Genomic DNA, 25,586 nt, shown 5'->3' on the forward strand with positions numbered 1-25,586 from the left:
CGCTAACAGCCCAGACGCTCCTTCAGCGCCTCGAACTCGTCGCGCACGCCGGAAGGCAGTTTGTCGCCGACGAACTCGAACCACTCCTCGATCAGCGGAATCTCCTTGCGCCACTCGTCGGCGTCGACGGCGAGCGCCTCGTCGACGTCGGCGGCGTCGACCTCGAGACCCACCAGGTCCATCTGCGCAGCGGTGGGCACGTTGCCGATCGCGGTCGCCTCGGCCTCGGCCGAGCCCTCGATGCGGCCGACGATCCACTCCAGCACGCGGGAGTTCTCACCGAATCCCGGCCACAGGAAGCGGCCGTCGGCGCCGCGGCGGAACCAGTTGACGTAGAAAATCTTCGGCAGCTTGTTCGCATCCGCGTTCTTGCCGACGTTGATCCAGTGGTTCAGGTAGTCACCGACGTGGTAGCCCATGAACGGGATCATGGCCATCGGGTCGCGGCGCACGGTGCCGACCTTGCCCTCGGCCGCGGCGGTCTGCTCCGAGGAGAGGGTCGCGCCCATGAAAACGCCGTGCTGCCAGTCGAAGGACTCGGTCACCAGCGGGACCGTGGTCTTGCGGCGACCGCCGAACAGGATCGCCGAGATCGGCACGCCCTGCGGGTCGTCCCACTCGGGCGCCAGGATCGGGCACTGCGCCATCGGCGTGCAGTAGCGCGAGTTCGGGTGGGCGGCAAGGGTTTCGGTCTCCCGGAGGTACCAGTCGTTGCCCTTCCAGTCGATCAGGTGATCGGGCTCGCCCTCCAGGCCCTCCCACCACACGTCGTTGTGATCGGTCAACGCGACGTTGGTGTAGACGGTGTTGCCCGCGTTCATGGTGGCCATGGCGTTGGGGTTGGAGCTGTAGTTGGTGCCCGGCGCGACGCCGAAGAAGCCGAACTCCGGGTTCACCGCGTAGAGGCGGCCGTCCTTACCGAAGCGCATCCAGGCGATGTCGTCGCCGAGGGTTTCCGCGCGCCAGCCGGGAACCGTCGGCTGGATCATCGCGAGGTTGGTCTTGCCGCAGGCGCTCGGGAACGCGGCGGCGATGTAGTAGGCCTTGTTCTCCGGGGAGATCAGCTTGAGGATCAGCATGTGCTCGGCCAGCCAGCCCTCGTCATGGGCCATGGCCGAGGCGATGCGTAGCGAGTAACACTTCTTGCCGAGCAGCGCGTTGCCGCCGTAGCCGGAGCCGTAGCTCCAGATCTCGCGGTCCTCGGGGTAGTGGGTGATGTACTTGGTGTCGTTGCATGGCCACGGCACGTCGGCCTGGCCCTCGGCCAGCGGCGCACCGACGGAGTGCAGCGCCTTCACGAACGGCTTGTCGGTCCCGAGCTTCTCCAGCGCGGCGGCGCCCATCCGGGTCATCACGCGCATCGACACGACCACGTACTCGGAGTCGGTGATCTCGACGCCCAGCTTGGGGTCCTCGGCGCCGAGCGGGCCCATACAGAACGGCACCACGTACATGGTGCGGCCCTTCATCGAGCCGCGGTACAGCTCGGTCATGGTCGCGCGCATCTCGGCGGGGTCGACCCAGTTGTTGGTCGGGCCCGCGTCGGCCTCGGTCTTCGAACAGATATAGGTGCGCGACTCGACTCGAGCCACGTCGGAGGGGTCGGAAAGTGCGAGGAAGGAGTTCGGCTTCTTCTTCTCGTCGAGTCGCTTGAACGTGCCCGCCGCAACGAGTTGGTTGGTCAGCCGATCCCATTCGTCATCGGAACCGTCCGCCCAGACCACTCGCTCGGGCTGAGTGAGTTCTGCGACTTCCTGTACCCAGGCGAGTAGTTCGCTGTGCTCGGTCGGCGTTTTGCCGTCGGATCCACGAAGACCAGGAATGGTCGCTGAGGTCATGAAAAACTCTCCTGAGATGGGCGGCTCTACGATGCTTCCGTCTGGCCTCCAGGCCCATGACCAGCGCGAACACACCGAGCGCCACCATTGGCGGGAAGGCACCCGCTACGACCAGTCGAATGCACGTCCCGGCTGGACGGCGTACATGGACGAAGCGGACGCCCAGGTTCCTGATTAGAGGTTAACGCGATGTGACGACCAGTACGGAATCGGGTACAGATCGGGTTGCCTCTCGAGTACCCAATAGATACCGATTCACTCTGGCGAAATCCGCCGATCGATGATCTCGATATCGCGTTCGCACGCGGCGAGTTGTCCGGGTTGTTCGGCAGCGGTACGTCGCAAACGCGCCTCCAATTCGGCAACGCGGCGATCGGTCTCGACGATTCGCGCGGTGCTCGAACGCACCACGCGATCGGCGAGCGTGGTCTCCATTTCCACGAGCGCGGTCGCCGCCCGCTGCTCGAGCTGGGCTTTCACATTGACCAACGCATCCGACACCCATTGTCTGACGTGCGCGCGGTCGGCAACCTGTCTGCGCGCACGCACCACCCAGCCCGCCGCGCCTGCCCCGAGCAAAAGCGTCACCGGCACGCTCGCGACGTCCAGCGTCGACACCAGCGCGAGTGGCGAAACCAACAGTCGGCCGAGGCCGACACCCGCCGACGCGCCGAGCGCGATCATGAGGTGATCTTCGACACCTCGGTGCCGCGGTTCCGGGTCAGGGCCCACCCGTGGGGCGGGATCACGCCGCCGGGCGGCCGGCTCGACTGTCGAACCGTCGACCCGCGCAGCCAGCTCGGCCAGCCTCCGCTCGACCTCCAGGTCGACAGCTCCGGTCAGCTCGGTCACCGCCTGCTGCAACCGGTCCGGATAGTCGCCCAGCTGGGACGGGCGCATTCGATCGAGTTCGCCACGCGCGGCGGTGTGCAGCGCCCGCACCCGAGAGCCGACATCGGTCATCAGGTCGACCCTGGCCAGGTGCAGTTGGCTGCGCAGCGTCGACAGCACCGTCGCCCGGCCACCGTCGCGGCCCGCGAGCAGCGTGGTTCGTTCTTCCCGCCACTGCGCGGGTTCGGCGCCGGAACGCAGCGCCGCGACCTGATCCACCACCCGCTGGCGGGTATCGGCCAGCACTCGGGCGGTGACGGCCGCGAGCCTGCCATCGCTATCGGCTTCGGCGCCCGCGGATGCCGCGGCGAGTTCGGCGTGCAGTGCAGTCAGTCCGGAGCGATCCAGCAGGCCGGCGTCGCCGCCCGCGCGGGCCGCCACCGCGAGCCGGGCCGAGACCGGCACGATATCCAGGTCCGCGGCGCCCTGCGCGGCGAGCAGTTCGAGATTGTGTGCGTGGACCGAGCGCCAGTCCTGATAGGCGTGGATCCCGTTCATCGCGAGCAGGATTCGAGCGCCGTCGGCACGCAGCCGTTGCACCAGCCGCAGCGTGTCGGCGCCGAGTGAGCTGCCCGCATCGAGCAGGATCAGTGCGACCGCCGCGGGCGCCGCCCCCGACGGGGAGGTTGTTTCGACGGCCGCGCTCGCGTCGGCCACCGGATCCGACAGCAGGATCCGAGGCTCGAACCGCGCCAATTCGGTGCGCAACAGCGTGGTGTTGGCGTCATTGGGCCCGATCAACGTGACCGCCGATGCGCCGCCGGTTCCGACAACGGCTCGCATGAGTGCCATGCCCTGCGGATTCCACCGCGCAACCACCGCCTCGACATCGGGCGGCAGCGGTGGCGCATCGGGCGCGCGCGATGCCTGCGGCTGATCGGCCGGTGAAAGTGCCTGCTCCGGTTGCTCAGAGTCCGGCACTGCTCATCCGCTCCCATAGTCGGATGTAGCCGTTGTGGACGCGCAGGCCGGCGCGACGGGCAGCGGGCGACATATCGCTGGAGACAACCGCCCGCCAGCGCGCGGCCCTGGCCAGCGCGTCGTCGGCATCGGCGGGCGAGGGCGAACGGTACCCGGCCGCAAGGTGCGCGACATCGGAGCAGGCGAGTCCGGCGCACAGACCCATCCACAGCGCGTCGTCGCCGAAGAGATAGTCCTCGAGGATGTCGCGGGCGTGGCCACCTTCGCCGGGCACCGCGGCGGCCGCGAGCCGGGCCAGCTCGTCGAGCAGCACGCCACCGTGCAGCGCCGAAACCTGCTCGTAGCGGCGGTGCAAGGTCTGGTGCAGCGCGTCGATGCCGCTCACCGCGTGCAGGATTTGTAGCAGGGCGTGCGGGGTGAGCTCGGGGTCCTGGCGCAGTGCGATGAGTGCGGAGCTCACGCCGTAGAGATCCCAGCGGTGCAGTAACTGCTCCCGTTCCGCAACATCGGGCCCGGCCGATGACGAGACGAACAGATCGGGAGACAGCGTCAGCGCGGGATCGGTGGTGCCTGCCAGTCGTTGCAGCGTCGCCATATCGGCATCGTTCAACGCGCCGGCCCTGGTGCGCACCGCTAACGAAGCGACCACCGGCAGCGTGAGAATGCCCAGCTCTCTGCTGTATTGCTCGGCGGCGGCGACTGCCTCGCCCCAGCGCGAACCGACCGCGTCGGCCTTGTTCAACACCACGACCGTGTGTTCGGGGGGCAGGGTGGCGAGGATGCGGCGGTCGGCGGGCAGCGGTGCGCCGGAGAGGACATAGACGATGATGTCGGCGTCGAGCACCGGGTCGGACGCGCCCGGTTCGTCCACCGGACCGGTCTCCACTGCGGACATGAGCGCCAGCGCATGCAGCACCGTACTGCGTCCGGCGTGCGCGCGACCGGTCACCTGGATGCGCGGCGGCCTGCGCCACTGAGCGCTGACTACGCCGACCTGATTCGACAGCTGCGGATCGTTGCCTGCGCCCGAGCGCAGCATGGCGATCAAATGGTCGAGTTGGTCGAGTTCACGAGCGGGTCCGCCGGGTCGGGCGGCAGGCCCGTTGGTTTCGGTGGCTGTCGACATAGCTGCACACCCCCTTTACGGTGCGCAATTCTGTCAGACGCCGGGCCGGAAGACGGTGCGGACCGCTCAGCTTCCGCTGAAGTATTTGTTTGCGGTGCGCACGGCCCAGTTCGGCGCGTACTTGGCGGCGACGGCGAGCACCTTTGCCTGGGTACCGATTTCGTAGTGCACCTTCGGCAGCCGTCCACGTTTGCGGGTGACTTCCCAGATACCGGACGCGACATCTGCTGCGGTGAGCCGCACGCCTAACGACTTCGTCGACGCGGTCTCCACACCGTCCACCATCGCGGTCGCCACGAACAACGGCCACACCGCGATCACCCGGATATCGTGCCGCTCCCATTCGAGATCCAATGCCTCTGTGAGGCTTTTGACCGCGGACTTGGTCGCGCCGTAGCTGGCGAGCTGGGGTTGGCCGTAGATCGCCGATGCCGAGCACAGATTCACCACCTGCGCGCCGGGAGTGGCCCGCAGCAACGGGAACGCCGCGTGCGTGCCATTGATGACGCCGCCCAGATTGACATCGACAATCGCCTGATGGGTGGCCAGATCAATGGACTCGAAGGGACCTGCGCGCAGGATGCCCGCGTTGTTGATCAGGATGTCGAGCCGGCCCGCATCGGCGGCGAACTCCGTGAGCCGCTCGGCCCAGTGCGTGTTGTTGGTCACATCGAGCACCCCGGTTCGCACTGTGCCGCCGGCGCCCGTGATGTCACCCGCGAGCCTGGTCAGCCCCACCTCGTCGATGTCGTAGGCGCCGACGTGATACCCGTGCGCAGCGAAAAGCAGCGCCGTCGCCCGGCCGATTCCGGCCGCCGCGCCCGTGATGATCACCGTCGGTCCGCTCATGTCGGGGAGTCTAGTGCGGTGCCAAGCCCCCTCCCAGGTGCTTCACAGAGTTAACGTCGTTCGCTTACGCTGCTGTGATGGTCGGCACCATAGTCGGTGCGCAGCTACGCTTTTCGATCGCGGCAAGCCGGCCGGCGCAGACGAGCGCCGCCCGCCGGCGCTGCTCGATGAGGAGGTGCGATGACCGTCGACGTCATCGGCGTTGTCGACCCGGACCCGAATCACGGATTCGACCGCAAGCCGTTGTTGCCGAGCAACGATCCGTTCCTCCGGCCGCCGAAGGGCTTCGCCGCCAAAGCAGCGGGCACCGTCCTGCGCAGTCGCAGGGTCGATCTGGCCCTGCTCGGTCTGGTCTCGCAACAGGTTTCGGCGTGGCAACTGCTCTACCGCAGTTGTGACATGCACGGCACACCCGAGGTGGCGATCACCACGGTGCTGCTACCGCTGGGCGCCGACCCGAGCGAAGATCGGCCACTGCTTGCTTTCCAGACCGCCATGGACGCGGTCGCGGAGAGATGTTCGCCCTCCTACGCGCTGCGGCGCGGATCGCACGCACTCGGATCGGTCACCCAGCTCGAATGGCTGCTCGTCGCGAACGCGCTGCGGCGCGGCTGGGCGGTGACCATCGCCGATCACGAAGGCCCGCACGGAAACTTCGGCGCCCCACGCGAACCCGGCTACCGCGGGCTCGACGGCATTCGCGCGGCACTGAATTTCGGGCCGCTGGGCCTGCGTCCCGACACCAGGGTCGCGGTGTGGGGCTATTCCGGTGGCGGCATGGCCAGCTCTTGGCTGGTCGAGATGGCGCCGACCTACGCGCCGGAGATCGATATCGTCGGTGCGGTGCTCGGCGCACCGGTCGGCGACCCAGGCCAGGTCTTCGCCCGGCTCAACGGCGGCCGCTACGCCGGGCTGCCCGCCATCGTCATCGCGGTGCTGCGCAGGCTGTACCCCGCCCTCGGCACGGTGTTCGACAACGACCTCGCCCCCGAAGGTCACCGGCTCATCGCACGCGCGGAAGGGGCGACGCCGTTCTCGGCCATCACGGGCCTGACCAAGAAGGACGTCGGCGCCTACCTGACCCGCCCGCTCGACGAGGTGCTCGCCGCCCCCGATCTGCAGGCCATGCTCGACGACCTCAAGCTCGGCTACGCGACCCCGGCCTGCCCGTTGCTCGTCGTGCAACCGGTCCATGACCAGATCATCCACGTGGACGGCATCGATGCGCAGGTCGATCGGTACCGGCGCGGTGGCGCCACGGTCACCTACGTGCGCGATCGTCTCAGCGAACACTTCTCGCTGCTGCCGCTCGCCACCCCGATCAGCCTCAATTGGCTGGCCGACCGACTCGAAGGTCAACCGGTGCGCGACACCGGCGACTCGACGGTCTGGTCGGTCGCGGCCTCACCCGCCGGACTGCGCGGCCTGCTGGAAATGGCCGTGACCGCGGCCAAGGTCGCGCTCGGCAGGCCGCTGACGCAGGAGGCGGAACCCGCATCCCGAATCCCCCGCGAACGCGCCGCCTGACCACCCGGTCATCCCCGCCACAGTGTCGCGTCGGGCGACCGACAGGCGGTGTGGTTCGAGCGACCTGCAAACCAGCCGCTAGCGGCGCAGTTTCGACCGGCCCGCAAGCGACCGCAAGCGGCCGATTGCCGCCCCGATCACCCGATGCTGGACAATGGATACCGTGAACGACGCCGCGAACCACACTGCCGAGTCAGTTCCGGAACCACCGTCCACACCATCGGTACCGGCTGACAACGAACCCCGACGGGGCACCGCCTCCCGCCTGTACCCCCGCGTCACGAGCTTCCGCTCGCGCCGGGGCGCGCTGACCCCGACCCAGCAGCAATCCTGGGCTCGCACCTGGCCGCGCATCGGCGGCGAGGTCTCCGACGAGCGCCTCGACGCCACCGCCTGGTTCGGCCGTGCAGCCCCCCTCGTCATCGAGATCGGTTGTGGCACAGGCACTGCCACCGCCGCGATGGCACAGGCCGAACCGCACCTGAACCTGATCGGCATCGAGGTCTACAAGCCGGGCCTCGCCCAACTCGTGCAGCGGATCGAGCGCGAGCACATCGAGAACATCCGGCTGCTGCGCGGCGACGCCGTCGATGTGCTGGAAAACATGATTGCCGAACAGTCGCTGACGGGCGTCCGGGTCTTCTTCCCCGACCCGTGGCCCAAGGCGCGCCATCACAAGCGGCGGCTGCTGCAGCCCGCCACCTTCGCCCTCATCGCGAGCAGGCTCCGCCCCGGCGGCGTGTTGCATGTCGCCACCGACCACGCCGACTACGCTGAGCACATCGCCACGGTCGGCGCCGCGGAATCCCAGCTCATCGGCCTGAACGAGACCACAGGTGGGGTCAGTGCCGAGCATCGGGACAGCGCCCCGATCGGCTTCGAGCGGCCGGTTACCAAATTCGAAGGCAAAGCGCATCGCGCTGGAAGTGCCATCACCGAGTTCATATGGGGGAAGATCGAATGATGAGCGAGCGAACAATTAGCTCAGCCGTCATGACGGTCATGACGGCGCCGTGCGCTAGCGAGGCGGAGTCATGAGCATCAGTGAGATAGCCCCCGAGGTCGTGGATGTTGCCGGGGAGATGCACGGCACCGGACCGGAGGTCCTCGGCGGTGTGACTCCCGATGTGCGCCGAGTCCTGCTGGTGTGGGACGCCCCCAACCTCGACATGGGTCTGGGCGCCATCCTCGGTGGCCGCCCGACTGCTGCCTACCGCCCCCGTTTCGATGCGCTCGGCCGCTGGCTGCTCGCGCGCACGGCCGAGCTGTCGGTGGGCAGCACCTACCGGGTCGAGCCGGAAGCGACCGTCTTCACCAATATCGCCAGCGGCACCGCGGACGTGGTCCGCCCGTGGGTCGAGGCGCTGCGCAATGTCGGCTACGCCGTGTTCGCGAAGCCCAAGATCGATGAGGACTCCGATGTCGACGCGGACATGCTCGCGCACATCGAACTACGCAGCCGCGGCGCCGGGCTGGCAGGCATCATGGTCGCCTCCGCCGACGGCCAGGCATTCCGTGAGCCGCTCGAGGAGCTTGCCGCACACGGAGTCCCTGTTCAGGTACTCGGCTTCCGCGAGCATGCGAGTTGGGCCGTCACATCCGATACCCTCGAATTCATCGACCTCGAGGACATCCCGGGCGTGTTCCGTGAACCGCTGCCCCGGGTCAGCCTCGACTCGCTGCCCGATGAAGGTGCTTGGCTGCAGCCGTTCCGGCCGCTGTCGGCACTGCTCACCTCTCGCCCCTCGCAAGGAGTCGCTTAGTGTTTACACGCTGGGGCGATCTGGTCTATCGGTGGCGCTTCGCCGTAATCGGCGTGGTGACGGCCGCTCTCTTGGCATTGGGCGGATACGGCCTCGGCCTCGAAGACCACCTCAGCTCCAGCGGGTGGGACGATCCCACGTCACAATCCGCGCAGGCCGCGCGGTTGTCCGACCAAGCGTTCGGCCGCGATCACAACAGCGACGTGATCGTGCTGTACACCCCGCCGGACGGTAAGACGATCGACGATCCCGAGTTCAGGCAGAAGATCGTCGACAGTCTCAACAGCCTGCCGCGCGAGCACCCGAACGAGATCACCAAGATCAACGGTGCCTACTGGCAGACCGAGACCGGCCAGGCCTCACCGATTGTGTTCGGCTCGAAGGACAAGAAGTACACCTTCGCCTCGATCGCCATCCAGGGCGACAACGACACCGACATGGTCCGGAACTTCCGGAATGTGAAGGACGTCTTCGCCATCCCCGGTATCGACGTGCAGGTCGCCGGTCTGCAAGCGGTGGCAGGCACACTCAACGACACCATCAAGAGCGACTCCAAGCGGATGGAGATGCTGGCCATCCCCGCCGTCGCGATCTTGCTGTTCTTCATCTTCGGCGGCGTCGTCGCGGCCGCGCTGCCCTTGATCGTCGGCGGTCTCACGGTGATCGGCGCCAACGGCATCGTGATGTTCCTGACGAGGTTCACCGAGGTGAACTCCTTCGTCTCCAGCGTTGTTTCCATGATCGGCCTCGGTCTGGCGATCGACTACGGCCTGTTCATCGTGAGTAGATACCGCGAGGAACTCGCCGAGGGCTACGACACCAAAGCCGCGGTACGGCGCTCGGTGATGACTGCGGGTCGCACCGTCGTGTTCTCCGCGACGATGATCATCGCCAGCCTCGGCGGCATGCTGCTGTTCCCGCAGGGCTTCCTGAAGTCGATCGCCTACGGCTGTATTGCGACCGTGGCGCTCGCGGCGCTGACCGCCATCACGATCCTGCCCGCAATGCTCGGCGTTCTCGGACCGAAGGTCGACTTCCTCGGACTCAAGCGGGTCCGCAAGACCAAGACCGCCGAGGAAATCGAGAACGGCTTCTGGGGCAAGTCCACCCGCTGGGTGATGCAACATCCGCTCAAGATCGCGATCCCGATCTGTATCGGCCTGCTGCTGTTGATCATTCCGGTCAAAAACCTCGCGTTCGGCGGCATCAACGAGCGGTATCTGCCGCCGGACAACACCACTCGGCTCGCGCAGGCGAAGTTCGATTCGATCTTCCCGCTACGCAAGTCCGATCCGATCCAACTGGTGTTCGTCTCCGACAGCAGCACCGATGTCGGCAAGGTGTGGGCCGAAGCCAAGCAGGCGCCGGGGTTGACGGGCACCTTCGACGTACCGACACGGTCGAATAACGACCCCGATATCTATCGCACCAGCGCGACGCTGGCGGACTCCGAGAACGCGGATCCGACCATCGACTATCTGCGCTCGCTCGAAGTACCCGACAACGTGCAGATGTACGTCGGCGGGCAGCCGACGATCCAGAAGGACAGCATCGACGCGCTGCTGGACCGGATGCCGTGGATGATCGCGCTCGTCCTCTTCGTCACCACGTTGCTGATGTTCCTGACCTTCGGTTCGCTGGTGCTTCCGATCAAGGCCGCGTTGATGAGCGCGCTCGGATTGGGTTCCACGCTGGGCATTTTGACGTGGATTTTCGTCGACGGACACGGCGCGGGCCTGCTGAACTTCACACCGCAGCCGATCATGTCGCCGGTGCTGGTGCTGATCATCGCCGTCATCTACGGCTTGTCGACCGACTACGAGGTATTCCTGTTGTCGCGCATGGTCGAAGCGCGAACGCAGGGGGCATCGACCACCGAGGCCGTGCGCATAGGCACAGCGCAGACCGGCCGCATCATCACCGCCGCTGCGCTCATCCTGCTCGTGGTCACCGGGGCGTTCGCGTTCTCCGATCTGGTGATGATGCAGTACCTGGCCTACGGCATGATCGCCGCGCTGTTCATCGACGCCACCATCCTGCGCATGCTGCTGGTGCCCGCGACGATGAAACTGCTCGGCGACGACTGCTGGTGGGCCCCCGCCTGGATGAAGAAGGTGCAGCAGAAGGTCGGCCTCGGCGAGCCGATCCTCGACGACGAACGCCCCGGCGGGGGCGAGGTCGTCGACCTGGTCAAGACCACGCCGATCACCGACCCGGTCACCATGCTGATGCCCGCGCTCGCGGAAGGCACGCGCCTGCCCAAGTCGCCGCGCCGCCCGCGCACGGTGGAGGAGATCGAAGCCGAGGCGCCGACACAGCATTTCCGCAGCCTCGGGCAGGTGCCGCCGCGATCTGCGCCGACCAACCCCGAACACACCGGACCCCGGGTCACTCCGGTGCACGACCCGAGCAGGCCGAGAGCCGCGCATTCCGCGCCGGCATCGCCCGAGGTGCCCGCGCCTCGGCCGATGCCCTCGGTCCAGGTGCCGCACGACCGGACCGGGCTACGGCCTGGGGCTGCCACCCCACCGCAGGCACCTGTTCCCTTGCCGCCGACCACCCAGTCACCCGCTCCCTCGGTGCCCACAGCACAGACACCGACGCCGTCGACGCCGAGCACACATGCGCCCGTTCCTTCGCCTCCGGTCGCGCAGGCGCCAATGCCGTCGATGCCGACCTCCCAGGCATGGACGCCATCGATAGCAACCACACCGGTGCCCATGCCGTCGACTCGTGCCACACAGCCACCGGTTCCGCCGACGCCCGCAGCACCGGTACCGACGGCGAGCGCTCCGATCGATCACCCGACCCACCACGCCGCACCCGAAAATCCTGCGGCGCCGCATGACGAACCAGACAACGGGCCGCCGACCACGCGCAGCACCATCGAAAGCTGGATGGCCGAACTGCGCTCCTCGCGCCGCACCGGCAAGCCCGACGAAGGCCGCCATCACGGTGGGGACGGCCGCACCGTCAGCGTCAACGAACTGCTGCGGCGCCGCGATCAGGAGTAACCGGCCCCGCGCCTAGGGTGGGCACGTGAGTTCACATGTGCTTGTCGTCGCCGATGTTTCGTCGAGTCCGGAGAATGCCGAGGAACTCGGCCGCGCCTTGCGCGAACTCGCGCAAGCCTGCCGCACCGAACCCGGCTGCTTGTCCTACGACGTGTTCCACTCCGTCGAACAGCCCGAGCGCTATGTGAGCATCGAAAAATACGTCGACTCCGCGGCATTCGCCGCACACCGGGCCGCCGACCATTTCCGTGAGATCGGACTGGTCAAGGTGATGCCGCTGGTCACCCGGCGAGACGTGCAGATGTACGACCCGGCAAGCAATATTCCCGCCGCACAGTAGCTGCCTCCGTGGCCGCACCTCCAGGTGCGGCCACGATCGGCCCATGGTTCAGTGGGCTGCGGTGTCGCCCGAATCTCGGGTTGCCCCACCGGCTTCGGCGAAGGCTCGGGCGTAACGAGTGCCCACAGTCAGGAGCAGGACGCCGACGACCAGGAAGGCGGCGACTCGGACCAGGCCGTCGAGGGTGGCGAGGTCGAAGAGGAAGAGTTTGGCCAGGGCGGCGGCGGTGACGAGGAGGCCGGAACCGAGGGCCAACTTGGCCACCGGGGCCGAGCGGGCCAGGTTGCGCAGGCCGAACAGCAGGGCGCCGGTTGCCGCTGCCATCCACAGGATGGTGGCGGCGCTGTGTCCGACGACGAAGCCGTCGGGCAGGCCGGTGGCGACGCCGACCGATACCGTTGCGGCCGTCACCGCGTAGAGGGCGACGACACTGGCGGGTATCCACAGGATCGATTCGGTGGTTTCAGCACCGGTCCGAGTCGCGAACTTCCGGACGCACCACACGCCTGCCGCGACCACCGCGAGGGCGAGTACGGCGGCCAGCGCCGTCGAGATGCCGAGCTGCTCTTCCGCGTAGCGCTGTGCCGCAAGCGTTTCCGGATTCACGGTGGCGAGGTAGACCAGCGCGCCGACCGCCGCGAACGCCGCCGCGATGCCCGCGGCCACCCGCGACCGCTGCTGCCCGGCCATGCCGAGGAAGCCCAGGGTCACCAGGAACAGCGCTATCGGCAGCGTCTGAACTTCGGTCACGCCGATGCACGCCTCCAACAGCGCGAACGAACCCGCGACCGCGGCGACCAGCCCGACATGCCCTGGAATCCGTACCAGCTCACGCAGTTTCGACACGGTCGACACTGCAGCGAAGAGCAACAGCACCACGGCGAAGACCGCAGCGACGATGGCGCCGGTGTGCCGCGCGAACAACGCGGGCACGGCCAGCAGCGGTAGCGTCGCCAATCCGAAAGTGATTGTGGCGGTGAGGTCTCCCGGCCGCCGACGAACTACCAGAATGTTGCCGACGAGGCCGACAACGGCGACTGCCACGGCTGCGGCGAGCAGCCGATACACCCGGTCGTGGGCTGCAGCGTCGAAGACGGCCGAGCCGATGGCCAGCAAGGTCGCCAGCACGGCGGGCAGTGTCCGCACCACATGCAGCAACGGCCAGTCCCGGTCCAACTGCACCGGCACGCAGGCCAGCTGCAACACGATCAGGAAGGCCAGCAACACCACCTCGGTCGTCACCACCGGCGACAACACCGCCGCACCCGCGACGACGAGTACCGCAAGCGGTTGCGACTTCCACTGCATCGCCAACCCGACACCACCCGCGGCGACCGCGAGCGCCACCGCGAGGCCGAGCGGTGGATACAGCCAGTCGTAAATCGCGCTCACCGCAACAACATCCAGGTATGCACCGGCAATACCGGTGGCCGCCAAGGCAATTCCACCCACGCGACCACCGGCGCGCCCGAACACTCGCATCCCCGCGGCCACCAGCGCCGCCGAGAACACCGCCCCGGCGACAACCCGTGGTACCGGCCCGAACAGCCCCGCCTGCGCGGCGAGCACCAGCAGCATCACCACACCGATCAGCGTCACGCCCACCCCGGCCACCGCCAGCATCCGGCTGATCATCCCTTCCTGCTGCCACCACGGGGTATGTGGCACAGCAGGTCCCCGCCGCACCGGCGGACGCATACCGGGCGGTACCGCACCCATCGGGGGCATCGGCCCGCTCGGAATTCCGGTCGCCTGGATACCTGGCGCAAGCATCCCCGCAGGCCAATTGGGCCAGCCTGCCGGAGGCATTCCCGCAGACCCCCCAGCCCAATTCGGCTGACCCGCCACCGGCATTCCCCCTGACGCACCAGCCCAATTCGGCTGCCCCGCCACCGGCCCGGGGGTAAACCGCGGAACATACCCGGGCGCGCCACCCGGCACCTGACCCGTCGTTGGTGCGCCGGCACCACCTGCCGGCATCGTCTGCGGCGCAGGTGGCGGTGGCATGGGCGCCTGCGGAGCCATGGGCACTGCTCCAGGCTGCGGCCCCCGCGCGGATTCATCCACAACCCCGGCACTTACCGGTGCCGAAACACCGGATGCCGCAACCGAACCCGCGGCAACCTGCGTCCGCAGCAACTCCAGGTCCCGCCCGAGCACACCCATCTGTGTCCCGAGCGCAGCGAACTCCCCCGACAGTCGCGAAATAAGCGCCGGATCGATAGATGTAGTCATAACCCAATGCTCGGTCCGCACACCCCACTCGAGCATGAGTAGAAACCCCCGCTGACGCCCCGATATCTACCCGACCTGCCGAGACACTATGAGCGGCCGGACGTCCCTGCACCAGTCGAACGGTCGATTCACCTCGGTTTCGATCACCGATTTCTGATCGACTCGGAACAGATCGAGAGCATTCATCCCTATGCACGCAATTCGACGAGATAGGACAACGAAATGAGCGTTGTACCAGTTGAACCCCGACCCTTGTCGCAACTCGAGGCCGCAGTCGTGGCAAAGCTGCTCGCTCTTGACTTCGAGGGCGCTGCTCAGTTCCGGACGCAGATTCCATTCACGCAGGTTGTCGCGACATGGGGTGCAGACGCACCGAGCGTCGATCTGGAGGTAGCGCCGGGTTCGGAGCAAGCAGGTCTCATCGGCGGAGAACTGCCCGTGCGTGGTGAGGTCCGAGACGAGCGGGGTTCGTATATCGGCGAAGTCACCCTATGGGCAACCGATGGTTTCTTGTCTGCGATCGAATACGGGTGGGTGACCGAGGACCGACCGACCTCATTGCCGGACCCAACGCTGATGACGGTATCCACATAGGTAGGTCCGTTCAGTGTCACGCCAAGGGTCGCGGTATCGCTCCTGTTGTCCAGCTGAATGATTCCGCTCCGAGCGGGTCCCGAGAACCTCCCGCACCATGTACAAAGGGTGGCCCGCCCGCTGCCGAGCGGCTCGTGATGAGTCCACGATGCACACCGAGTGCTAACGGTCGAGGTCGGCCGCGGTGACATCAGTTTCGCGGCGTGCTCGATCGGAAGTGCCACGCGCTCCCACCCGAATCTCGGGTGGGAGCCGCGTGACCGGATGGCTTCAGGCGGCCGGTGCTCGCATGGTGGTCACCTGGTGGACGGCGTTGATCACCGCCGAGCGAGGTGGCATGCGGAGCACGCCGGGGGCCGGTTCGCCCGCCCAATGCCAGCCGAGTTGGGAGTCGGTGCTGGGCAGTAGGACGTGACGGCCGCCGGGGATGACGGTGACGTGATGGCCTGCGAGGCAGCGACGGATGGAGATATCCACCGGGTTGGCCGGGCTGGGCTGGGTGACCAGGAAGGTCCAGGTGCGCTCGCCGGGATCGGCCACCACCGGGGCGTTGTAGGTCCGGTCGAGCGTGGCGAGCACCTTGCGGCCCAGTTCAGGCGGCATCACCAGGGCGCCGAGGACGGAGCCGGTGGTGATCATGGGACGGCCTGCCAGCAACTGGACCGGTAGTCCGTAGCGATGTCGCAGTAGGTGCGCGACCTCGTGGGGTGAATGACAGCGTTCGAACATGGCTCTACTCCTCGCCGAATCCAGTGCATCCTGGGGAGACTGCGCGGGGTAGTGACACCGCGCGCGGTCCTCGGCGTAGTGGGCCGTGCTGGTCGTGCACACGCTGGGTGTGGTGTGCGGTTCCGATGAAAGATATCCCCTGCTCCAGTGCGCGATCGGCGCTTCGATCCCGCACGGCCGTGTTCGGCATGATTGTCATTGCCGCCGCCCTTTGCTGTGAAAGTTGCAGAAAGGCAACGGTATTCCAACTACGGGTGAACGAGTCGTACGCAATGTCCCACTTTTGATGAGCGCAATCCTTTAGCGTCGTACCCTGAAACGTGGACGTAACAAAGGATTCGGGTTCATGGATGGTTCGTCGATCGGCGTGCGGATCCGGCTGTTCCGCGGTAAGGCGCTCACCCAGCGTCAACTCGCCGATCAGGCCGGTGTGAGCGTGGATCTGGTGCGCAAGCTCGAACAGGGCGGACGCCAGACCGCCTCGATTGCCAGCCTGCAAAAGTTGGCGCGCGCGCTGGACGTCGATATCTCCGACCTGGTCGGGAAACGCCATGGCATTCCCTCCGGAAATCCCGACGCGGGCATCGTCGCGATCCGCAGGGCGCTCACCCCCGTCGACGATCTGCTCGGCGAGATCCCCGAGGAGCACGCGGTCACCCACAACGAGGGCAGTCGCGCAGTCGATTACGCATGGGGCGCGTACTGGGCGGGCCGCTACGAGCTGCTCAGCTCGATTCTGCCCTCGGGTCTGGTCCAGCTCCGCGCGACCGTGCACGCGGCGCGCAACGGCATGGTCGCGCCCGCGAACGAACTGCTCGCCAGGATGTACTGGGTCACCGGCTGCACGCTGGTACACCTGGGCCAGACCGACCCGGCCTTCCTGGCGATCCGGCAAGCACTCGTGGCAGCCGAGCAGGGCAACGACCCGTTGCTGCTCGCGACTATTCGCGGCTCGGTGGCCTGGCAGCTACTGGTGCAAGGCAGGTACGACGAATCCCGCCGGGTCGCGCTGCGTGCGGCCGCGAACCTCGAGCCCGAGGGTGCGGAAACCCCGGCGCACCTGTCGGCCTACGGTTCCCTGGTATTGCAGGGCGCGACCGCGGCGGGGCGAGCGCAGAATGTGCCCGAGGCACGCACGCTGATCGAAGCGGCGGGCGAGGTCGCGTTGCGCATCGGCGGTGATCGCCACGACTACGAAACCTATTTCGGCCCTTCCCAGGTCGTCATGCAGACCGTCGATGTCAACGTGTCCTCGGAGCGCTATCCGGAAGCTCTCGCCGCCGCGAAGGACATGCCGGCCAACTGCAGCCTCCCGCAAGCCTCCCGCGCCCGCCATCTCACCGACACCGCGGTCGCCTTGACCCGTACCGGGCAGACCGAACGCGCCCTCGACGCGCTACTCAACGCGGAGCGGGTCGGTGGCGCGGACTGGATCAAATACCAGTCCCTGCCCCGGCACATCGTCTCCGAACTCCTCGATCATGATCGTCGAGTCCCGTTGCGTGCCTTCGCTCGTCGCATCGGGGTCAATACCTGAGCGCCGAACGGCACTGATCAGGCCGCATACGCCTCGAAGTCGCGCACCAGCGCGAGCGTTCCCTCCGCGATGACGACGGGGTCACCCCCGGCGCGTAGCGGTGGGCCACCGGGGCGGAGGGGCGCGCGTCGGCGGATCGGTGTCGATCCGCCGACGCAATGCGCCAGCCCACGTGTTTCTAGTCGGACACCGAATCGGGGACCCGGAACCGCTCCGAGGCCCGCTCCAGGACCTCGTCGAGCACCTCGCGTGAACGCATCAGATCGGTGATGGTCCGAGTGATCCGGTCCCGCTCCGCGGCAAGTTCGTCGACCAATTCCGGTGTCGCGAACTCGTTGGCACCGCCGTCCACGTCGCGCATGCACGGCAGCAGCTGGGCGATCTTCTTGCTGGACAGGCCCGCCGCGTAGAGCTCTTGGATGTGGATAACCCGGTCCACCGCCCATTCGGGATAGTCCCGATGCCCGCCGGGCGTGCGCTCGGCCACCAGCAATCCCTGCTCCTCGTAGTAGCGCAACGATCGTTCGCTGACTCCGGTGTGCTGCGCCAACTCGCCAATTCGCATCCACTACCTCGCATTTCGCCGTAGGACTTGAACTTCACATAGATGTCAGGTTTTACCGTACTCGTATGAAGAACACAGCAGCAGTTCCGAGCCTCTTCGACCCCGCCGAAGTGGGCGCCCTACAACTACCGCACCGCCTGGTGATGGCGCCGATGACCCGAAACCGCGCCGAGGCCGACGGCACCCCATCCACCCTGATGACCACCTACTACGCCCAGCGCGCCGGCGCCGGGTTGATCATCGCCGAGGCCGCAACGCCGAACCAGGTCGGCCAGACTTACACCAACATTCCCGCCATCCACACCGCCGCACATATCGCGGGCTGGCGGCGAGTCACCGACGCCGTCCACACCGCGGGCGGCCGGATGTTCCTGCAACTCCAGCACGGCGGCCGGGTCGGCCATCCCGACAACAGCGGTCTGACCCCGGTCGCACCGTCGCCCATCCCACTCGGCGAAACAATCCACACCCCGACCGGACATCAGGACGCGGTCATCCCGCACGCGCTGACCAACGACGAAATCCACTCCACCATAGCTGATTTCGCTACCGCGGCGCGCAACGCCATCGAGGCAGGTTTTGCGGGAGTGGAAGTGCACAGCGCCAATGGCTATCTGCTGCACCAATTCCTGGCCGAGAACACCAACCGCCGCACCGATGGCTACGGCGGCTCGATCGCCAACCGTATCCGGTTCACCGTCGAGGTGGTCGAAGCGGTCGCCGCCGCGATCGGACCCGAACGGGTCGGCTTGCGCATCTCGCCGGGAAACACCGTCAACGATATCGACGAGGGCGATACCGAAGCCATTTACCCCGCCCTTGTCGATGCGCTCGCCGACAAGGGTCTGGCCTATCTACACATTGTCTGGGCCGATCCCGACCAGCCCCTTTTCCACCAGCTCCGGAAGGCCTGGCCGAGCACGGTGATCGCCAATCCGAACCTCGGCTGGGGCGTCCCGCTCCCGGCAGACGGCGGCAAGTCGGCGGCCGAGCGGCTGCTCGCCGCGGGTGCCGACCTCATCTCCCTCGGTCGGCCCTTCCTGGCCAACCCCGATCTGGTCGAACGACTCCGCACCGGTGCGGCGCTGAACCCCGTCCGCGATGCCCACCTCATGTACGTCGGCGGCGCGGAGGGCTACACCGACTACCCGACGCTGGCCGCAGCCGAGCAGCGCAACGCACTGCTCGAACCAGCCGGCGCCTGAGGACCTCAGCGCTCCATGAGCTTGCGCCAATGCGCGCTCAGCGGGTGCTTCGCGGTGACGGAGCCGAAGCGGACCCGGCCGAGCACGACCAGGTGCAGTGGACCGAACGGCGGACCGGTGCGGACCTTGTTGTTGACGCTGGAGCCGATGAGGTCGAGGGCATTGAGATCGACGGTGGCCTCGGCCGGGACGATCAGGGTGAGCGAGCTGCAGTAATCGTCGACATGCAGCTCGACTACCTGCGTGGACATGATCGCCTCGGTGAAATCCAGCGTGACGCCGGAGAGCCATGTGTTGGTCTGCAGCGACGGCGCCACCTGCCAAGGCCCACGGCGATGGACGCCGGACAAGCGGCTGCGGATCACATGGCCCGGCGTCGCAGGCGAGGGGCTCGGCACCGGGGTCACTGGTCCGCGCTTGGTGAACGGCGACGCGGAATTCCTGAACGGCGCGGCGTTACCGAAGGTCGACGGCGCCGCGGCAGGCTGCCCGACCAGCCGAACACCGGGCAGATCGATGAGCACGACATTGAGTTCGCCACGAGTCTTGGCAGCCAGCGCGGTGTCCATCCGCTCGGTGAACTCGCCGAGCGACAGCATGCCGAGCCCGACCGCGCGCTGCAACAACTGGCCGACATGCTCGCGCTCGGCATCGGAGACGCGCAACTCCCTGTTGCCCACCACATCGCCGCGGCCGACACCGTCGGCTACCGATTCGGGTCCGCCCATGAATCCGAGGTTACCGATCCCCCACACCCCACACATCAGGGCGATCCCGGATTCTCTGCACGACTTCAGTCGCACCAGCCCAGCTCCGTACCCGCTCACGATCCACACCACGCAACGGCTACGGAGTCGCAGACCCCGCACGCGCCCGGCTCGTTCGGTGGCGGGCCAACTCGCGTAATGGCGCAGCCGGGTACCGCTCGAGCCAGGCTGCAGCCGTTTCCCGCGCTGGCGCGGCTACGTGCTACTCGAGGCCTTGTTCGATCGCGTAGCGGGTGAGTTCTACTCGGTTGGCGAGTTGGAGTTTGCGGAGGGTCGCCTGGACATGGTTCTCCACCGTGCGGTGGCTGAGGTTGAGGCGGGCGGCAATTTGTTTGGCGGACAGGCCCTTTGCCACCATGCGCAGCACCTCGGTCTCCCGTTCGGTGAGCGCGGGCCGGTGTGGTTCGTCGGGCTGTGCGGGAGTTGTGGCCATGCGGCGGTATTCGCCGAGGACCAGGCCGGCGAGCCCGGGTGTGAACACGGGCTGCCCGGCAGCGGTCGCGCGGACCGCGTCGATCAGCTCGGCGACCGAAGCGCTCTTCACCAGATAACCCGAGGCGCCCGCTTTGATCGCATCCAGGACGTCGTCGCGTTCGGCGGACGCGGAAAGCACAAGCACCCGGCTCTGCGGTGAAACCCGCAGCACCTCGGCGGTGGCCTCGGCGCCGTTCCCGTCGGGCAGTTGCATATCCATCAGCACCACGGTGGGGCGCACCGCAGCCGCCCGCCGGGTGGCGGATCCGACTCCGTCGGCGGTGGCGGCCACCTCGAATCCGGCCTCGGCGAGATCTCGGGACACGCCGTCGCGCCACATCGGGTGGTCGTCGACGACCATCACCGAAACGGGCTCGGCCGCTTGATCATCGGTCACGCCATACCTCCTGTGTCGGCACTGTCCGCTCAGGCACGCGGCACCCGGAATTCCCATTCGGTACCGAAGCCGACCCCGCCATCGGCCTCGGTCAGCAGGTCCGCCGCCCCGCCGAGCGCGGCGATCCGGCCCACGATGGATCGTGAAACACCCATCCGCCCTTCGGCTTCGGCCTCGGCCAATCGCCCGGCCGGTATCCCGACGCCATCGTCGCGCACGCTGATGATCAGCTGGTCACCGGTGTCCTCCAGCAGCACATACGCTTTCGCGTCGGCCCCGGCGTGCAGCGCGACATTGGACAGCGCGGTCGCCACAGCCGCCGCGATCTCCTGCGCGGTCCAGCGCCCGATCAACACCGGCTGGCCCGGCGTCGAGACAAACACCTTGGGCGTCGCGTGCACCGTCAACAGCGGGCGCAGATCGATATCCGCACCGCCGGCGTCCTGGCGCCCGCCCTGCTCGGAGATCAGCACCCGCAGCGCCACCTCCTGCTCCCCGGCGCGCTGCGCCAGCTCCGCGGTGGGACCGCCGATTTCGCTGCCGCGCCGCTTGATGTAGCTGAGCACCTGCAGCACGCCATCGTGTACCTCACGCGAAAGTCGTTCGCGCTCTTCGGCGGCCGCGGTCAGCCGGACCGCCCGTTCGAGCTGGCCCTGGGCACGGCGGGCGGTATTGGCGGCAAGCCCGAGCGCCAAGCCGATGGAGACCAGCACCGGCGCCGTCGCATCGGCCCACACGTCCTGGCCCCACTGATCGCGGACCGTCACAATCACCGCCGCGATCAGCATCCCCGAAAGCACGCCGCCGATCGGACCGCGCAGGATGGCGGCCGAGATCACCGCATTGGCGGCCCACAATGTGGTCGGCAGCGTCTGATGTCCGTGGTACCAGCCGTAATCGGCGACCAGACGGGTCGAGGCGATCAGTGCGATCACCACGACGTGGTCGCCGAGGACCACCCACCGGCGCAGCCGCGCCACATCCGGAAAATGCCACGCCGAGAGCATCAGCGCCGACGCGCCGGACCACACTGCCATCAAGGCGATGAGCACCCAGCTCAACCGCTGGTTCTGGTAGTAGGGCACCGACGCGATCTGCTGCCCCACCGCATAGAGCAGGGTCACCAGCCGCAGCGCCTGCGCGGCACGCCACAGCGGTGCGGTCGCCGCGTCGGTCGGACTGAGGTCAGTCGTCGACGGCCGCATCATCGACTTCGTCCACGTGACTGCCTCGCCGGCGCTGCGACTCGGGCTTGCCCGACGGCTCGGCCTGCTCGTGTTCGACCGGCTCGGCCAGCATCGCCGCCACATCGAACCGGCCCAGCTCGGGTTTGTCCGGCTCGGCGGCGTACATCCGGCCCGGTTCCCCGGTCTGCAATTCCTCGAAGACTTCCTCCGGACCGTCGGCTAGCAGTGACCGGATCGCGGTATTCATCACCGCGACGAACGGCACCGCGAGCAGACCACCGGCGATGCCACCGAGCACTACACCCGCGGTGATCGCCAACACCACCGCAAGCGGATGAATGCTGACCGCACGGCCGAGCAGCAGCGGCTGGAGCACGTGACTCTCCAGCTGCATCACCGCGATGATGATGCCGAGCACGATGAGCGCGGTGACAAAACCCTTGGTCACCAGGGCTATGAACACCGCGACGGTGCCCGCGAGGAACGCACCGATGATCGGGATGAACGCGCTGATGAACACCAGCGAGGCCAACGGCAGCGCGAGCGGCACCCCCAGGATCGCCAGCCCCGCACCGATGCCGATGGCATCCACCGCAGCCACCGCGACGGTGGCGCGCACGAACCCGACCAGCGTCCCGAACCCGAGCTGCCCGGCCGTGCGGACCCGCTCCCGGTGCGGCGTCGGCACGATCCTGGTGACGAACTCCCAGATCTGGTCGCCGCTGTAGAGAAAGAAGATAAGGATGAACAGGGTCAGGAAGGTGCCGGTGAGAATGTGCCCGATCACCGTCGCGGTGGTCAGCGCCCCGCTGGTGAGACTGTCCTGATTGGACCGGATCGCCTTGACGATCGTGTCACCGGCATTGCGGATCTGTTCGTCGCTCAGATGCGGCGGACCGTTGATGAGCCAGTCCTGCACCTGGTGGATGCTGTGGGTGATCTCGTCGGACAGCTGCGGCACACCGTCGACGAACTGTTCGACGACAAAGGTCAGCACTCCGGCGACCAGACCCAGCGACCCGGCGAGCGCGACGAAAACCCCCACCGCCCGCGGCACCCCGAGCCGCTGCATCCAGTCCACCAGCGGCGCGAGCAACGCGGCGGCCAGCAGCGCGATGGCAAGCGGGATGGCCACCGTCGCGAGTCTCTGCACAATCGCCGACAGCGCGAGCACCACCGCGAAAATGACCAACAGCCGCCACGACCATGCCGCGGTCATCCGGACCAACGGGTGCACCGCATCGGCAGGAGAGCGACTGGCAGTACCTGTCCGCGGCGAACTCGGATTCGGGTCGGTCACGATCACGAGCGTAGTGCGCGACGGCGGCCGATGTTCGTCCTTGACCGTAGGCCGGGCCGGGCGAACGCGGGGCCGACCGGGGCCTAGCGGAGGCGAGGCGGCCACCGAATGGCCGAGCAGCGCCGCGAACATGCTCACATGATCGAAACGCTAGATTGGTGATCGTGTCAGCGCCACTGGAAGCGGTCAAACAGACCATGCGAACGCGCTGGCCGCTGTACCTGACATCGATGCTGCTGGCGAATGCCTTCGGCGCGGTCCTGGTCTGGGCATTCATTCAGTACGGACTTCCGGTCCCCGAGGGCGAGCCTGCCGGCGCGCGGCGCACCGGTCTGCTGATCCCGGTCCTGGTCTTCGTGACCGGTGGCCTGCTCAGCCTGGGCGCATCGGCGTTGATGCTGCGCCCGGTGATGCGCTGGCAGATGCGCGGTGGTCCGCCGAGCAGACAGGAGCAGATGGCCGCGCTGCATGCACCGCTGCGGCAGGCCATCGTGCACCTGACACTGTGGCTGGTCGGCGGCGCCATCCTGGCCGCGACCATCATCGTCGACGCGCCCGAACTGGCCGGGGCCGTCATCGTCACCGAATGCATGGCCGCCACCATCGTGTTCGGCTTCACCTACATGCTCGGCGAACGCATCCTGCGCCCGGTCGCCGCCGAGGCGCTGACCGAGGGCACCTTCGATCACACGCTGACTCCCGGCGTCGGCACCCGAATGGGCATGACCTGGGGCATGGGCACCTTCGCGCCCACCATCGCCATCGTGCTGCTGTGCGTCACCCAGATTTCCTCGGAGGTGAAGTTCTCGGCGCAGTCACTGGCCATCTCGATTCTGCTGCTGTGCGGCGTGGTGATCATGCAGGCGCTCGCGCTGTCGATGCTCACCGGTTCCAGCATCTCCGACCCGGTGCGCCAGCTCAGCCAGGCCATCGACCGCGTGCAGGAGGGCGCCCGCGACGTACAGGTCGAAGTCTTCGACGGCAGCGAGATCGGTCTGCTGCAGGTCGGGTTCAACCGGATGATGGAAGAGGCCGCCAAGCGCCGCCAATTGCAGGAGCTGTTCGGCCAGCACGTCGGCGAGGAAGTCGCGCAGCGCGCCCTCGACTACGGCACCGAACTAGGCGGCGAAACGCGATTCGTCGCCGTGCTGTTCGTCGACATGGTCGGTTCCACCGCGACCGCGGCCGAGCGGCCGCCGACGGAGGTGGTGAGCCTGCTCAACGAGTTCTTCCGGGTCGTCGTCGATGTCATCGACCGTCATCACGGCTTCGTCAACAAGTTCGTCGGCGACGCGGCCCTGGCCATCTTCGGCGCCCCGCTGGACCGCCCCGACGCGCCGACCGCCGCGCTCGCCGCCGCCCGCGAATTGCGCGAAGCCCTCCGTGAAGTTCCAGGACTCGATATCGGTATCGGTGTTTCGGCGGGGCTTGCCGTCGCCGGAAATATCGGTGCCGCAAACCGTTTCGAATACACGGTGATCGGTGATCCGGTCAACGAAGCATCACGTCTGACCGAACTGGCCAAAGATCAACCGGGGCGTGTACTCGCCTCCGGGAGCGCGCTGTATTTCGCCGATGAGAGTGAGCAGGACCTCTGGGAAACCGGCGACGAGGTACAGCTGCGCGGACGGCGCAGAAAAACTCGATTGGCCTGGCCGCAGGATGGCATCGACCCGCACGCCGCCACAGACAGCGAAACGGCCGATTCGTTGGGCTGACCCCGGGTTGTGGCCAACGGGCGAGCCTGAGCCGGAGCGTGGCACATTTCACGCGGTAACTCTCGGCGGCAATGCGCCGGGGCAGGTGTCGCGGCGCGATGTGGCACCGATGCCCGATTACGCTGGCGCGGGTGAACAAACTGGTGCCGTTGGCGGTCGATGCACTGCTGGTCATCCTGTTCTGCGCGATCGGACGGCGCAGTCACGACGAGGCGGTACTCACCGGATTGCTGAAAACGTTGTGGCCTTTCGCCATCGGTCTTGCAATCGGCTGGGTGATTGCGATCGTCGTTTCCAGTCGCATGTCCGGTGCGGCGGAACGTGACGGCCGCTTCGACGGAACCGCCTTGTGGCCCACTGGGATTCTGGTCTGGCTCGGCACCCTCTGCGGCGGCATGCTGCTGCGGGTGGTCGGTGGTCAGGGCACGGCAATCAGTTTCGTCCTGGTCGCGGCAACCGTGCTCGCCTTGTTCCTGCTGGGTTGGCGAGCGGCGATCAAGGCGCTGAACTAGCACGTCGATTCGCATGGCGCACCGCCCACCGGACCGGCCCGGCTCAGCCAACCGAGCCCCGCCGAACTGGTCGGCGAGGCTGGGGTTTCACACTCGA

21 protein-coding genes are annotated in these 25,586 nt (G+C 67.3%); 10 read left to right on the forward strand and 11 right to left on the reverse strand.

The window, feature by feature from the left end:
• Positions 1 to 2 precede the first annotated feature (2 nt).
• The 4 genes from OHA42_RS03385 to OHA42_RS03400 all read right to left on the reverse strand — a co-directional run bounded on the left by OHA42_RS03385 (position 3) and on the right by OHA42_RS03400 (position 5,625).
• Complete coding sequence (locus OHA42_RS03385; protein WP_406234474.1) at positions 3 to 1,838, reverse strand: phosphoenolpyruvate carboxykinase (GTP); 1,836 nt, start codon at positions 1,836 to 1,838, stop codon at positions 3 to 5.
• A 255-nt stretch (positions 1,839 to 2,093) separates the two neighbouring features.
• Entirely contained in the window at positions 2,094 to 3,650 is a 1,557-nt protein-coding gene (locus OHA42_RS03390; RefSeq protein WP_406234476.1) for a hypothetical protein, read from the reverse strand.
• The gene (locus OHA42_RS03395) at positions 3,637 to 4,776 is read right to left on the reverse strand and encodes a hypothetical protein (RefSeq protein WP_406234478.1); all 1,140 of its coding nucleotides are present in this window, start codon (positions 4,774 to 4,776) and stop codon (positions 3,637 to 3,639) included. Before OHA42_RS03395 ends, OHA42_RS03390 begins: the two co-directional genes overlap by 14 nt.
• A 66-nt stretch (positions 4,777 to 4,842) precedes the next feature.
• The gene (locus OHA42_RS03400) at positions 4,843 to 5,625 is read right to left on the reverse strand and encodes an SDR family oxidoreductase (protein ID WP_328407268.1); all 783 of its coding nucleotides are present in this window, start codon (positions 5,623 to 5,625) and stop codon (positions 4,843 to 4,845) included.
• Between the two features lie 180 nt (positions 5,626 to 5,805).
• On the opposite strand from OHA42_RS03400, the gene OHA42_RS03405 reads away from it, so the two are divergent.
• From OHA42_RS03405 to OHA42_RS03425, 5 genes are all read left to right on the forward strand, one after another.
• Positions 5,806 to 7,152: a lipase family protein gene (locus tag OHA42_RS03405; protein WP_406234480.1), complete on the forward strand. Its 1,347-nt coding sequence runs from the start codon at positions 5,806 to 5,808 to the stop codon at positions 7,150 to 7,152.
• Positions 7,153 to 7,306: 154 nt separating this feature from the next.
• The gene (gene trmB / locus OHA42_RS03410; RefSeq protein ID WP_406234482.1) at positions 7,307 to 8,116 is read left to right on the forward strand and encodes a tRNA (guanosine(46)-N7)-methyltransferase TrmB; all 810 of its coding nucleotides are present in this window, start codon (positions 7,307 to 7,309) and stop codon (positions 8,114 to 8,116) included.
• 118 nt (positions 8,117 to 8,234) lie between these two features.
• Positions 8,235 to 8,915: an NYN domain-containing protein gene (locus tag OHA42_RS03415; RefSeq protein ID WP_406239050.1), complete on the forward strand. Its 681-nt coding sequence runs from the start codon at positions 8,235 to 8,237 to the stop codon at positions 8,913 to 8,915.
• Positions 8,915 to 11,929 carry an MMPL family transporter gene (locus OHA42_RS03420; RefSeq protein WP_406234484.1) on the forward strand — a complete coding sequence of 1,005 codons (3,015 nt, stop codon included), beginning with the start codon at positions 8,915 to 8,917 and terminating at the stop codon, positions 11,927 to 11,929. Before OHA42_RS03415 ends, OHA42_RS03420 begins: the two co-directional genes overlap by 1 nt.
• Positions 11,930 to 11,954: 25 nt before the next feature.
• On the forward strand, positions 11,955 to 12,269 hold the full coding sequence (locus OHA42_RS03425) for a putative quinol monooxygenase (RefSeq protein ID WP_406234485.1): 315 nt from the start codon (positions 11,955 to 11,957) through the stop codon (positions 12,267 to 12,269).
• 48 nt (positions 12,270 to 12,317) lie between these two features.
• Here the strand turns inward: OHA42_RS03425 and OHA42_RS03430 are convergent, their stop codons facing one another.
• Positions 12,318 to 13,937, reverse strand: a complete 1,620-nt coding sequence (locus tag OHA42_RS03430) for a DUF2339 domain-containing protein (RefSeq protein ID WP_406234487.1) — start codon at positions 13,935 to 13,937, stop codon at positions 12,318 to 12,320.
• A 789-nt stretch (positions 13,938 to 14,726) separates the two neighbouring features.
• Between OHA42_RS03430 and OHA42_RS03435 the strand changes: the two genes are divergently transcribed.
• On the forward strand, positions 14,727 to 15,098 hold the full coding sequence (locus OHA42_RS03435) for a hypothetical protein (RefSeq protein WP_406234489.1): 372 nt from the start codon (positions 14,727 to 14,729) through the stop codon (positions 15,096 to 15,098).
• A 270-nt stretch (positions 15,099 to 15,368) separates the two neighbouring features.
• Here the strand turns inward: OHA42_RS03435 and OHA42_RS03440 are convergent, their stop codons facing one another.
• Positions 15,369 to 15,827, reverse strand: a complete 459-nt coding sequence (locus tag OHA42_RS03440; RefSeq protein ID WP_406234491.1) for a hypothetical protein — start codon at positions 15,825 to 15,827, stop codon at positions 15,369 to 15,371.
• A gap of 346 nt (positions 15,828 to 16,173) precedes the next feature.
• Between OHA42_RS03440 and OHA42_RS03445 the strand changes: the two genes are divergently transcribed.
• Positions 16,174 to 17,364: a helix-turn-helix domain-containing protein gene (locus tag OHA42_RS03445; RefSeq protein ID WP_406234493.1), complete on the forward strand. Its 1,191-nt coding sequence runs from the start codon at positions 16,174 to 16,176 to the stop codon at positions 17,362 to 17,364.
• Between the two features lie 178 nt (positions 17,365 to 17,542).
• Here the strand turns inward: OHA42_RS03445 and OHA42_RS03450 are convergent, their stop codons facing one another.
• Entirely contained in the window at positions 17,543 to 17,929 is a 387-nt protein-coding gene (locus tag OHA42_RS03450) for a MerR family transcriptional regulator (protein ID WP_406234495.1), read from the reverse strand.
• A gap of 65 nt (positions 17,930 to 17,994) precedes the next feature.
• Between OHA42_RS03450 and OHA42_RS03455 the strand changes: the two genes are divergently transcribed.
• Entirely contained in the window at positions 17,995 to 19,134 is a 1,140-nt protein-coding gene (locus tag OHA42_RS03455) for an alkene reductase (protein ID WP_406234497.1), read from the forward strand.
• Between the two features lie 5 nt (positions 19,135 to 19,139).
• On the opposite strand, the gene OHA42_RS03460 is transcribed toward OHA42_RS03455, so the two are convergent.
• The 4 genes from OHA42_RS03460 to OHA42_RS03475 form a co-directional block, all read right to left on the reverse strand.
• Entirely contained in the window at positions 19,140 to 19,814 is a 675-nt protein-coding gene (locus OHA42_RS03460; protein WP_406239052.1) for a DUF1707 domain-containing protein, read from the reverse strand.
• Positions 19,815 to 20,103: 289 nt separating this feature from the next.
• Entirely contained in the window at positions 20,104 to 20,736 is a 633-nt protein-coding gene (locus OHA42_RS03465; protein WP_406239054.1) for a response regulator, read from the reverse strand.
• Between the two features lie 65 nt (positions 20,737 to 20,801).
• Positions 20,802 to 21,977, reverse strand: a complete 1,176-nt coding sequence (gene macS, locus OHA42_RS03470; protein WP_406239056.1) for a MacS family sensor histidine kinase — start codon at positions 21,975 to 21,977, stop codon at positions 20,802 to 20,804.
• On the reverse strand, positions 21,958 to 23,178 hold the full coding sequence (locus tag OHA42_RS03475) for an AI-2E family transporter (RefSeq protein ID WP_406239058.1): 1,221 nt from the start codon (positions 23,176 to 23,178) through the stop codon (positions 21,958 to 21,960). The genes macS and OHA42_RS03475 overlap by 20 nt, the downstream gene beginning before the upstream one ends.
• 278 nt (positions 23,179 to 23,456) lie before the next feature.
• Here OHA42_RS03475 and OHA42_RS03480 point away from each other — a divergent pair, with 278 nt between their 5' ends.
• Together OHA42_RS03480 and OHA42_RS03485 are read left to right on the forward strand one after the other, a co-directional pair.
• The gene (locus OHA42_RS03480) at positions 23,457 to 24,977 is read left to right on the forward strand and encodes an adenylate/guanylate cyclase domain-containing protein (RefSeq protein WP_406239060.1); all 1,521 of its coding nucleotides are present in this window, start codon (positions 23,457 to 23,459) and stop codon (positions 24,975 to 24,977) included.
• Positions 24,978 to 25,108: 131 nt separating this feature from the next.
• Positions 25,109 to 25,489 (forward strand): DUF3054 domain-containing protein, encoded by a 381-nt coding sequence (locus OHA42_RS03485; RefSeq protein ID WP_406234499.1) that lies wholly within the window; start codon positions 25,109 to 25,111, stop codon positions 25,487 to 25,489.
• The last annotated feature ends 97 nt before the right edge of the window (positions 25,490 to 25,586 follow it).

Origin of the sequence: Nocardia sp. NBC_01009 (assembly GCF_045208035.1) — a bacterium.
Lineage (GTDB): Bacteria > Actinomycetota > Actinomycetes > Mycobacteriales > Mycobacteriaceae > Nocardia.